13 protein-coding genes are annotated in these 11,377 nt (G+C 58.1%); 11 read left to right on the top strand and 2 right to left on the bottom strand.

Annotated elements, in window-relative coordinates; translation table 11 throughout:
* Window positions 1-356: 356 nt before the first annotated feature.
* From aroQ to Q0753_RS07020, 11 genes are all read left to right on the top strand, one after another.
* Window positions 357-806 carry a type II 3-dehydroquinate dehydratase gene (aroQ, locus tag Q0753_RS07070; RefSeq protein ID WP_298718926.1) on the top strand — a complete coding sequence of 150 codons (450 nt, stop codon included), beginning with the start codon at window positions 357-359 and terminating at the stop codon, window positions 804-806.
* Window positions 807-843: 37 nt separating this feature from the next.
* Window positions 844-1,302 (top strand): acetyl-CoA carboxylase biotin carboxyl carrier protein, encoded by a 459-nt coding sequence (gene accB / locus Q0753_RS07065; RefSeq protein WP_298718924.1) that lies wholly within the window; start codon window positions 844-846, stop codon window positions 1,300-1,302.
* A 9-nt stretch (window positions 1,303-1,311) separates the two neighbouring features.
* Complete coding sequence (gene accC / locus Q0753_RS07060; RefSeq protein WP_298718923.1) at window positions 1,312-2,652, top strand: acetyl-CoA carboxylase biotin carboxylase subunit; 1,341 nt, start codon at window positions 1,312-1,314, stop codon at window positions 2,650-2,652.
* A 333-nt stretch (window positions 2,653-2,985) separates the two neighbouring features.
* Complete coding sequence (locus tag Q0753_RS07055) at window positions 2,986-3,351, top strand: RidA family protein (RefSeq protein ID WP_298718922.1); 366 nt, start codon at window positions 2,986-2,988, stop codon at window positions 3,349-3,351.
* Between the two features lie 123 nt (window positions 3,352-3,474).
* Entirely contained in the window at window positions 3,475-3,750 is a 276-nt protein-coding gene (locus tag Q0753_RS07050; protein ID WP_298718921.1) for a YhdT family protein, read from the top strand.
* The gene (gene panF, locus Q0753_RS07045; protein WP_298718919.1) at window positions 3,740-5,206 is read left to right on the top strand and encodes a sodium/pantothenate symporter; all 1,467 of its coding nucleotides are present in this window, start codon (window positions 3,740-3,742) and stop codon (window positions 5,204-5,206) included. The genes Q0753_RS07050 and panF overlap by 11 nt, the downstream gene beginning before the upstream one ends.
* Before the next feature lie 313 nt (window positions 5,207-5,519).
* Complete coding sequence (gene prmA / locus Q0753_RS07040; RefSeq protein ID WP_298718917.1) at window positions 5,520-6,395, top strand: 50S ribosomal protein L11 methyltransferase; 876 nt, start codon at window positions 5,520-5,522, stop codon at window positions 6,393-6,395.
* Between the two features lie 317 nt (window positions 6,396-6,712).
* Complete coding sequence (dusB, locus tag Q0753_RS07035) at window positions 6,713-7,678, top strand: tRNA dihydrouridine synthase DusB (protein ID WP_298718915.1); 966 nt, start codon at window positions 6,713-6,715, stop codon at window positions 7,676-7,678.
* A gap of 25 nt (window positions 7,679-7,703) precedes the next feature.
* Window positions 7,704-8,003 (top strand): DNA-binding transcriptional regulator Fis, encoded by a 300-nt coding sequence (fis, locus tag Q0753_RS07030; RefSeq protein WP_104486259.1) that lies wholly within the window; start codon window positions 7,704-7,706, stop codon window positions 8,001-8,003.
* A gap of 269 nt (window positions 8,004-8,272) precedes the next feature.
* Entirely contained in the window at window positions 8,273-8,968 is a 696-nt protein-coding gene (locus tag Q0753_RS07025; protein WP_298718902.1) for a hypothetical protein, read from the top strand.
* A 72-nt stretch (window positions 8,969-9,040) separates the two neighbouring features.
* Complete coding sequence (locus Q0753_RS07020) at window positions 9,041-9,379, top strand: hypothetical protein (protein WP_298718899.1); 339 nt, start codon at window positions 9,041-9,043, stop codon at window positions 9,377-9,379.
* Between the two features lie 124 nt (window positions 9,380-9,503).
* Here Q0753_RS07020 and purT read toward each other — a convergent pair whose 3' ends face one another.
* Window positions 9,504-10,685 carry a formate-dependent phosphoribosylglycinamide formyltransferase gene (gene purT, locus Q0753_RS07015; protein ID WP_298718898.1) on the bottom strand — a complete coding sequence of 394 codons (1,182 nt, stop codon included), beginning with the start codon at window positions 10,683-10,685 and terminating at the stop codon, window positions 9,504-9,506.
* A gap of 95 nt (window positions 10,686-10,780) precedes the next feature.
* On the bottom strand, window positions 10,781-11,326 hold the full coding sequence (locus Q0753_RS07010) for a glycine betaine ABC transporter substrate-binding protein (RefSeq protein WP_298718896.1): 546 nt from the start codon (window positions 11,324-11,326) through the stop codon (window positions 10,781-10,783).
* Window positions 11,327-11,377: the final 51 nt, after the last annotated feature.

Genomic DNA, 11,377 nt, shown 5'->3' with positions numbered 1-11,377 from the left:
TCACTTCGCGGGAATAACAATAGGGGCACTAAACGGGGTAACTGGCCGCGTTCGGCCATAGTAATGCAATGACATGTTAAGGGCCGAAGCCGTCGCACCCGGGGTTGAAACAGGCTGCCCGACGCCTTGGCAACCGGTTCCCGACCGCCTCCGGTGTTGAAATACACCGCCTGTTACCGGGATTTAACCTGCAATCAGTGATTAGACCAGTAAATTGCTGCCAATTTTCACGAAATCACTATAATTGACCGGTCTGGGTCGAGCCGTACGATTTTATTTGCCAGAAATGGGTAAAAACGGCTAGGCTCCCTGTTGCTCGATGTGAACACCGCAAGATTGCCGAGGATTGCTGCACAATGACCGATAAATTCCGAATTCTGTTGCTGAATGGCCCCAATCTAAATTTGTTGGGTCAGCGCGAACCCGGCATCTATGGTCAGAACAGCCTGAACGACATTGTCGCCCGCCTGACCGAACAGGCAGCCGAGCGCAATATCGAACTCAGCCACCTGCAATCAAATGCAGAGCATCAACTGATCGACGCCATCCACCAGGCTTATGGCAAGCAGGACTTTATCATTATCAATCCTGCCGCCTTCACGCACACCAGCGTAGCCATTCGAGATGCCCTGCTGGGGGTGAATATCCCCTTTATCGAGGTGCATCTGTCCAATGTGCACGCCCGTGAGCCTTTCCGCCATCACTCCTATCTGGCCGACAAGGCGACCGGCGTGATCTGTGGTTTCGGCGCCGATGGTTACGAATTTGCCCTGGAAGCGGCGGCACGCCATCTGGCCCGTCGTTAACCCCTCAGCACAGTACTAACATAACAAGAGAACGCTCATGGATATTCGTAAAATCAAAAAACTGATCGAACTGGTAGAAGAATCAGGCATCGCCGAGCTGGAAATTTCCGAAGGTGAAGAGTCCGTTCGCATCAGCCGTTACGGTAACCCCGGCCAGGCCGTGCAGCCCCAATTCCAGCAGTTCCAGGCCGCTCCGGCACCGGTTGCTGCCGCCCCCGCTGCTCCGGCTCCGGCCGCTGAAGCCGCCGCGCCGGCCGTTAGTGGTCATGTGATGCGTTCCCCCATGGTTGGTACCTTCTACCGTGCCTCCAGCCCCGGCGCCAAGAACTTTGCCGAAGTAGGCCAGACCGTAAACGTCGGCGATACCCTGTGCATCGTTGAAGCCATGAAGATGATGAACCAGATCGAGGCCGACAAGTCCGGCGTGATCAAGGCCATTCTGATCGACAACGGCCAGCCGGTCGAGTTCGACGAGCCGCTGTTCATCATCGAATAAGGAATTCCCATGCTGGATAAAGTAGTCATCGCCAACCGCGGTGAAATTGCCCTGCGGATCCTGCGCGCCTGTAAAGAGCTCGGGATCAAAACGGTTGCGGTGCACTCCACCGCCGACCGTGAGCTCAAGCATGTACTGCTGGCAGACGAGTCCATCTGTATTGGTGGCAACCAGTCCCATCAGTCATACCTGAACATTCCCTCCATTATCGCCGCGGCCGAAGTGACCGATGCGGTGGCCATTCACCCGGGTTACGGCTTTCTGGCCGAGAATGCCGACTTTGCCGACCAGGTCGAGAAGTCCGGCTTCGTCTTCATCGGCCCCCGTGGTGACACCATTCGCCTGATGGGTGACAAGGTCAGCGCCATTTCGGCGATGAAAAAAGCCGGCGTGCCCTGCGTACCCGGCTCCGACGGTCCCATTGGTGACGACGCCAAGAAAAACGCCGCCATTGCCAAGCGCATCGGTTATCCGGTGATCATCAAGGCCGCCGGCGGCGGCGGTGGTCGCGGCATGCGCGTGGTGCGTAACGAAAGCGAGCTGGAAAAATCCATCGTCATGACCAAGGCCGAAGCCGGTTCCGTTTTCGGCAACGACATGGTGTACATGGAGAAATTCCTGGAAAACCCGCGCCACATCGAAATCCAGATTCTGGCCGACGGTCAGGGCAACGCCATTCATCTGGCCGAGCGGGACTGCTCCATGCAGCGTCGCCACCAGAAGGTGGTGGAAGAAGCGCCGGCTCCGGGCATTACTAACGAAATGCGCAAGTTCATCGGCGATCGTTGCTGCAAGGCCTGTGTCGATATCGGCTACCGCGGTGCCGGTACCTTCGAGTTTCTGTATGAAAACGGCGAGTTCTATTTCATCGAAATGAACACCCGTATTCAGGTTGAGCATCCGGTGACCGAGATGATCACCGGCGTGGATCTGATCAAGGAACAGCTGCGCGTTGCCGCCGGTCAGCCGTTGTCCATCACTCAGGAGCAGGTCATTGTACGTGGCCATGCCATCGAGTGCCGGATCAACGCCGAAGATCCGAAGAGCTTTATCCCCAGCCCGGGCGAAATTACCCGCTTCCATTCTCCGGGTGGTCTGGGCGTTCGCTGGGATTCGCACATTTATGCCGGTTACAAGGTTCCGCCTTACTACGACTCCATGATCGGCAAGCTGATCTGCTACGGCGAAAACCGCGATATCGCGATCGCCCGCATGACGCACGCCCTGAACGAGCTGGTCATTGACGGCATCAAGACCAACATACCGCTGCATAAAGAAATCATGAGTGATGAAAATTTCCGCAATGGCGGCACCAATATTCATTACCTCGAGAAGAAGCTGGGTCTGTAAGACACCGCTACTGCTGATTGAAAACGGCGCCTTCGGGCGCCGTTTTTTTTGATATCAATCCGTTATCTCAGCGGCAACACAGCCGCCTCTTCTCAAGGTCCGAGTTGCCCGCAGACGGCGCCGACAGGCAACGCCGGAGCATCAAGGAGGGCAAAGGGATCTGCTTCACCGTCTATCACATGACAGGGATGTCATGTGCTGAGCGCCACAAGGAGGTGCTTGAGCGGGTCGGAGAAGCAGACCCTTTGTTCGAGATTTCAAATATCCATATTTTTCCCTCACCGTCCTTTGCCGTTAGAATAACGGCTCAAAGCCCACCTGAAGAGAAACCCCATGACAATCCATCGCATCAACCCCTGCCAACGCTGGTCCGACATTACCGTGTTCAACGGCATCGCCCACTTCGTCGAAGTGCCCGAGGCCGACCTCGATGCCGACGTTCAGGGTCAGGCCGCCCAGATCTTCGCTCAGGCCGAGCAGGCCCTGGCCAGAATAGGCAGCGACAAGTCGCGCCTGCTGTCGGTGAGCATTTATCTCACCGACTTCGCCAACCTGCCAGCTTTCAATGCGGTATGGGACGCCTGGTTTGAACCCGGCACCGCACCCAGTCGCGCCTGCGTCAAGGCCGAGCTGGCCAACCCCCGCTACCTGGTCGAACTGGCCTTTGTGGCCGCCGCCGGTGACGACTTCGGCAACTGACACAGCCATTCGGCGGCAGGGATCACGTATCCTCCCTGCCGCCGCCCAAGACCGGGCTATGCGCATTGATTCCGGCAAGCCCGCGCTGGTATTCTCCGGCCCCCTTCTTCTGAGAAATCAAAGATGACCAATATTGTCTCCATCGCCCGTCGGGAAGCCGCCTTGAGCGTGGCGCTGGCGGTGTTCTATATGGGTGGCTGGTGGCTGAGCGCCTACGCGGTACCTCTCTCGTTCATGCTGGCCGGCTGGCCGCTGTGGTTTGTGTTGAGCTGTCTGTTCAATCCCTTGCTGTTTGTCGTGCTTTGCGTGCTGATGGTGCGTTACAGCTTCAAGACCGTGGCGCTGGACGGCCCCGAGCAAGGTAGCAAGCAGGTCCCGGAGAGCAGCCATGAATCTTGAGTTGTTGATCCCGCTGGTGATTTATCTGTGCATCATGCTCGGGCTCGGTTTCTGGCTGAGCCGTCGCCCGCAACAGGGCAGCTTCGTGCAGGACTATTTTCTCGGTAACCGCTCCATGGGCGGCTTTGTGCTGGCCATGACCATGGTGGCCACCTATGCCTCGGCCTCTTCCTTTATCGGCGGCCCCGGTGCCGCCTATCGCATGGGGCTGGGCTGGGTGCTGCTGGCGATGATACAGGTGCCCACCGTCTGGCTGACCTTGGGCGTATTGGGCAAGCAGTTCGCCCATATTGCCCGCCGGGTCAATGCGCTCACCATCAACGATATGCTGTATGCCCGCTATCGCAGCCCGCTGGTGGTGATACTGGCGGCATTGGGCCTGCTGGCCGCCTTTGTCGCCACCATGGTGGTGCAGTTTATCGGTGGCGCCCGCCTGCTGGAAACCGTGACCGGCCTGCCCTATCAGGGCGGCCTTGTCATCTTCGCCACCACGGTACTGCTTTACACCCTGATTGGCGGCTTCAGAGCCGTGGTGATCACCGATGCCGTGCAGGGCGTGCTGATGCTGCTGGGCACCCTGGTGCTGCTGGCCGGCGTGCTCCATGCCGGCGGCGGTGCCGGTGCCATGTTCGGCGCCCTGGCCGAGATCGATCCCGGCCTGGTAGAGCCGCGCGGCCCGGACGGCTTTCTCGGCATCAGTTTCATGCTGTCGTTCTGGGTACTGGTGTGCTTCGGGGTGATCGGCCTGCCCCATTCGGCCATCCGCTGCCTGGCCTACAAGGACAGTGGCGCCATGCACAAGGGCATTATCATCGGTACCCTGGTCGGTGCCCTGCTGATGTTCGGCATGCACTTTGCGGGTGCCCTGGGCCGGGTGCTGGTGCCCGAGCTGACGGTGCCCGACAAGGTGATGCCGACCCTGATGCTGACGGTGCTGCCGCCCATCGTCGCCGGGCTGTTTCTGGCCGGGCCCATGGCCGCCATCATGTCGACCATCGACTCCCAGTTGATTCAGGCTTCCGCCACTCTGGTGAAGGATCTGTACCTCAACTACCTGAGCCGCACCCCGCCCTCGCCCACCGCCATCAAGCGCGCCAGCCGGCTGGTAACCCTGGTACTGGGATTGATAGTGCTGTGGGCGGCGCTGAGCCCGCCGGACATGATTATCTGGCTCAACCTGCTGGCCTTTGGCGCCCTGCAGGCCATCTTTTTCTGGCCGCTGGTGCTGGGCCTGTACTGGTGGCGCGGCAACGCCACCGGCGCCCTGGCCTCCATGGTGACCGGCGCCCTCTGCTACGGCCTGCTGACCAGCTTTGGCATCAAGCTAATGGGCCTGCACGCCATTGTGCCCAGCCTGACCCTGTCGGGCCTGGCCTATGTGTTCGGCTCGCTGTTGACCGCGCCGCCCACCGACGAGGTGCGCGCCTTGTTTGGAAAGAGCCCTTCGGGCCGCTAGGTACATGAACAGCCAATACTGCATACTGCACGAATGTAGTCGCGGCTTCAGCCGCGAAAACCTGCAGAGCAGGTTCCGATGTACAGGCTCCCCCTGTGTGATGAATCGTGATGATAATGCGGTGATATAGGTAATACCGGAGCCGGGATGTGGCTGCGCCGCATTGCAGGATGTTGCTGCGCAACATTGCGAAGCTGAAGCATCGCCTACAACAGTGCCTACAAAAGACGTTATTCTGTAGGCATCGCTTGCCTGCTAAAACCGGCCGGTTTCATGTTAGAATCCTCCCTTTACCGTTTGATGAAGCCTCGCCATGCCCTGGATACAAATTCGCATTAACGCTACCGAAAAAACCGCCGACAAGGTCAGCAACATGCTGCTGGGTCGCGGCGCTTTGTCGGTGACCTATATGGATGCCGAAGACAAGCCGGTATTTGAACCCCTGCCCGGCGAAACCCTGCTGTGGGACGACACCGTGGTGGTAGGCCTGTTTGATGCCGAAACCGATCCGGCGCCCATCATCGAGTTTCTCAAGAAATTCTATCGCAAGGATCTGGTCTGCAAGGTCGAACAGCTGGAAGACAAGGACTGGGTGCGCGAGTGGATGGACAGTTTTCACCCCATGCGCTTCGGTAAGCGGCTGTGGATCTGCCCCAGCTGGCGTGACGTGCCGGACCCCACCGCGGTCAACGTGATGCTGGATCCGGGTCTGGCCTTCGGCACCGGCACCCACCCCACCACTGCGCTGTGTCTGGAGTGGCTCGACGGCCAGGATCTGAACGATAAAACCGTGATCGACTTTGGCTGCGGCTCCGGCATTCTGGCGCTGGCGGCGCTCAAGCTGGGCGCCAAGGAAGTGATCGGCATCGACATCGATCCCCAGGCGCTGCAGGCCAGCCACGACAACGCCGAGCGTAACGGCGTAGCCGATCGGCTGAGTGTTTATCTGCCCCAGGATCAGCCCGAGGGGCTCAAGGCCGACATCGTGGTCGCCAACATACTGGCCGGCCCGCTCAAGGAGCTGTCGCCGCTTATCAGCAGCCTGGTCAAACCCGGCGGCAAACTGGCGCTGTCCGGTATTCTGGAAAGCCAGGCCGAAGGTCTGAACCGTGTGTACGATCAGTGGTTCGACATGGACAACCCCGAGCTGCGCGAAGACTGGGCCCGACTCGGTGGCGTAAAGCAATAAGCCCCCATGCAGATCGAAAAGGCTCCTGCGGGAGCCTTTTTCATGGCCGTACAAACCTCGGCGTTGTGGAACCAAATGGGAACATTTGGCCGATACCCGGATAAACCCGCTGAAAATCACCCATGGAGCGAACGCCATACCAGAGCAGGCCGGTACAAACAACGCCATTACCGCCGCTTGAAGTGCCCTGAAACTGCATAAAAAATGCACCAGCATCTTGACTTATAAAAAATTATGCGCCGCTCAATTTGTGACCTTTTCAGCCCCTCAAAAAATGCGTAAGATACGCGACCCTGAGCCGAGATAGCCGTATTCTCATGGAAATTGGTCCTTACAAATTGTCTACCCCCCTGCTGGTGGCACCGATGGCCGGTGTAACCGACAGACCCTTCCGTACCTTGTGCCTGCGCATGGGAGCCGGAATGGCGGTGTCGGAAATGATGTCGTCCAACCCCAGGGTGTGGCAGTCCGAAAAGTCCCTTCGGCGTATGGATCATGAAGGAGAAACGGGTATCCGATCCGTCCAGATTGCAGGGGCAGATCCGGCGTTGATGGCCGAGGCGGCCCGGTTCAATGTGGACCAGGGCGCGCAGATTATCGACATCAACATGGGCTGCCCGGCAAAGAAGGTAAACAAGAAGATGGCGGGGTCCGCCCTGCTGCAATTCCCGGCGCTGGTGCAAGAGATTGTCAGCGCCGTGGTAAGTGCAGTAACGGTTCCGGTCACCCTGAAAATTCGTACCGGCTGGGATCCGGACAACCGCAACGGCGTGCACATTGCGCGTATCGCCGAAGACAGCGGTATCCGGGCACTGGCCGTGCATGGCCGCACGCGGGCCTGCATGTACAGGGGTGAGGCGGAATACGACACCATCAGAGCAGTAAAACAAGCCGTCTCTATTCCCGTGATCGCCAACGGGGATATCGACAGCCCGGAAAAGGCGCGTTTTGTACTGGATTATACCGGCGCCGACGCCATCATGATTGGCCGGGCTGCACAGGGGCGGCCGTGGATTTTTAGAGAAATCCGCCACTACCTTGAACAGGGTACCACTCCCGCACCGCTTCCCAAGGACCAGGAGCGGGCGATGATTCGGGAACATGTTGCCGCACTGCATGCGTTTTACGGTGAGGTAATGGGCGTAAGGATTGCCCGAAAACATGTGGGGTGGTATCTGCAAGGCAGTGATGCGGGCCGTGACTTTCGCAGTGATTTCAACGCTCTCGACGAAGCCGGGCACCAGCTCGACTCGTTGGAGCAGTATTTCGCGAATATAGCTTAACGAACAAAAGAAGAGCCGACTGAATATGTTCGAACAAACTACGACTTCTGATGCACTGGTTACTACCACTAAATCTCCGACTTCCGAGCAGCCCACTCAGCGCCCGCTGCGCAACTCGGTCGATCAGGCCCTGCGCAATTACCTGTCCCAGCTTAATGGTCAGGAAGTAACCGAGTTGTATGAGTTGGTCCTCGCCGAAGTCGAAGCCCCGATGCTGGACGTGATCATGCAGTACACCCGCGGCAACCAGACTCGCGCCGCCAACATGATGGGCATCAACCGCGGTACCCTGCGCAAGAAGCTCAAGAAATACGGCATGAACTGATAACAATCAGTTAAAGCATTGAATTAAAAGGCATTAATCTGAAAGGGTTAATGCCTTTTTTATTAATGTAGCGCACCATGTAGCGCTCTACGGCGAGAGTCAAGTATTGGGTAAGGCTGGCAGGATGAGTGCCATTAGCCAACAAGAGACTACCCCCTCCTCCGCCCTTTACCGGCAACAAAACGACTCTGTTATGCCATCCGTTTGCTATTATGCTGCAGCTGAAAAATAAGCCCTGTACAACGCGGTCACTTAATACAGAGATTCATATGCCAAGCACCGAACACAACCCCCAGGATGAAAAGCCGGCCATCGGCCCCCTCATCGGCATCGACACCCGGCTCGATATCGATAAAACAAACAGCCAGAACAAAAAGCTGCAATCGCCGGGCTTCCTGAGTTTTCTGGAACAGGTGCAAACCGATCTGAATGCTGCGGTGGCGGTCTTTGTTGCAGTGAATGGCCATGATGTTCAGCAGCTGACAGCAGATAAAACGGATATTAATACGCTGTTTGCCGACCATGAGCATTACCCTGACTTTGTCGCTTATTTTGCGCGTACCAAGGCCGAGATTGAACACTGGATAGCAGTAGACAATCCTGAGCCATTGGCGCATCAGGCCATTGTTGATCAAGTGATCTGTTTGCGGGCGTTTATAGAAACACGTTATGCCGCCTCTATTTCCGAACCGGATACGCCACAAAAACAAAAACAAAAACAAAAACAAAAACAACAACAACAACAACGCAAAGTGGGCCATTATCTCGGCGCCGGCATCGTAATGTTACCGATTATTTTTGCCTGGTTTACGCTGCGTAAAGGCTATTCGAACTGGTTGAGAATAGGGGCATTTTTATGGCTGGCGGTATTTTTGTACGCCACCTTCCCTACGGCTAACCATGACCTTGAGCAGAGCCCCCAGCCCTACGGGCAAGCGCCCCGGCAACAAGATACCGGCGAATAACAAGCCAACGCGTTCTGCCCGGGGAGCGCTTTTATCCGCCGCTTTGCCATATTTGAGGAGAACATAAACATAATGAAACGTCTGCTGACCGCGATAACAGGGATCATGGCAATGGCGCTGCTGGTGGCCTGTGGCAAACCCACCACCGAGATTGCACACTCAGTGAAAGCCTCGCTGCAAAGGGCATTAGACTCGGAGTTTAACCTGCAACCTCAGGAGTTGAGTGTGGATAAGGTTGAAGTGTCTAGAAATTGGTTGGGTGGCCATAGTGGCACCGCCCATATTCTATACCGGGAACAGTGGCATGAAATCCCGCTCAAAATAACGCTCATCCACGGCGAACCAGTATGGGAGCTCAGCCCTGAGGCGATTCAGTTTATTACTCGCAACCCACGGCAAAGCCAACCCTAGACACCAAGTACCTGGTAAATCACGGCCCTATCGGCTCACCCAGCCGCCACTCCCTGTACCACAATAAAAAAGCGCCCGTAACGGGCGCCTGATGCTGAATACCGGGGGGCAGTAAAAAATCGACTTAAAACTCGACGCTGACCTTGGCGGCACACTCGCTGGCCTTGGTTTTGGCGGCCTCTATGCTGTTTGCCAGTGCCAGGGCCACGCCCATGCGGCGGCGGCCGTTAATCTCCGGCTTGCCGAACAGACGCAGTTCGGTATCCGGCTCGGCCAGCGCCTGGTTCAAACCACCGAAGCGGGTCTGGCAGGACAGGCCTTCGGGCAGGATCACCGCCGAGGCGGCGGGGCCATACTGGCGAATCAGCGGAATGGGCAGGCCCAGAATGGCACGGGCATGCAGGGCAAACTCGGACAGGTTCTGCGAAATCAGGGTCACCAGGCCGGTGTCGTGCGGCCGGGGCGACACTTCACTGAACAGCACCTCATCACCACGAATAAACAGCTCCACACCAAACACGCCGTAACCGCCGAGGGCACCGGTCACCTGCTCGGCGACCCGTTGTGACGCGGCCAATGCAGCCGCACTCATGGCCTGCGGCTGCCAGGAAGTACGGTAATCGCCGTCTTCCTGGTGGTGACCGATGGGGTCACAGAAGCTGGTGCCATTGGCATGGCGCACGGTCAGCAGGGTGATTTCATAGTCGAAGTCGACAAAGCCTTCGACGATCACCCGGCCACCGCCGGCCCGGCCGCCTTCCTGGGCATACTGCCAGGCGGCTTCAATGTCACTTTCCTGGCGCAGGGTGCTCTGGCCCTTGCCGGATGAGCTCATGACAGGCTTCACCACACAGGGCAGACCAATCTCGGCCACCGCCGCCTTGAACTCGTCCAGAGTACCGGCAAAGCGGTAGGGCGAGGTCTCAAGGCCCAGTTCTTCAGCGGCCAGACGGCGAATGCCTTCGCGGTTCATGGTCAGCTGGGTGGCGCGGGCGGTAGGAATGACGGTAAAGCCTTCCTGCTCCAGCTCGGCCAGGGTGTCGGTGGCAATGGCTTCGATCTCGGGCACGATCAGGTGCGGCTGCTCCTGCTCGATCACCGCCCTCAGTGCCGCACCGTCCAGCATGGAGATCACATGGGAACGATGCGCCACCTGCATGGCCGGCGAGTTGGCATAGCGATCCACCACGATCACCTCCACACCCAGGCGCTGCAGTTCAATTACCACTTCTTTACCCAGCTCACCGCCGCCGCACATCAATACGCGGGTTGCCGTCGCCGAAAGAGGCGTTCCAAGCGTCGTCATTATGGTCTGTCCCTGTTACGAAATGTGACCCCATTATAAAGGCCGGGGAAAAGACTGTCCTCTCTCATCTGCTCGGCTTGGGGCGCGAATAAAGGCTAGGGTGCAGGGTTCGGCTCGACGGGGTGGGCTTCCAGCCAGCGGCTGGCCGCCTGTTGCCAGTCACCGCCTTGCTGCCAGTTGGCAATGATCTGTTCCAGATCCTTCGACTGCCAGCGCAGCACCATCAGGGTAGCAAAGGCTTCTGGGGCATCCTGCTCCAGGCTGCGCCGCACCAGAATATGGGGCCTGTCCTGGGCCGGCCAGTGCTCAGCCTCACTCGCCAGCACGCCGTCTCTGGGTCCCAGATCGTCCAGCCGCTCGAAAAAGCGTTCCACAAAGGGCGCCGATGCCTCCGGCAGCCACACCGACAGACTGGCGTCGGCCTTTCCGGCCCACAGCCGCTGCCAGATTTGCCCCAGCCGGGCTTCTTCTACGGTCACGGTAAACCCCTGCTGTTCCAGCACGGCCCCGGCCAGATGATTGCGGGCCAGTTCGGCGGGACTGGCGCCGCTCAGCAGATGGATCTCTCGCGACGTCGAGTCGGTACAGCCGGCCAGCATCAGGCTCAACATCAACAGGGCCATTCTTACTACTGTGCTCATCGCTTGTTTCCATTAAAAAAAGGCCAGAGTGCCAGAAAGTGTCGTCAAAAT

The organism is uncultured Oceanisphaera sp. (assembly GCF_947495715.1).
Lineage (GTDB): Bacteria > Pseudomonadota > Gammaproteobacteria > Enterobacterales > Aeromonadaceae > Oceanimonas > Oceanimonas sediminis.
This window is presented reverse-complemented; position numbering and strand designations above follow the sequence as displayed.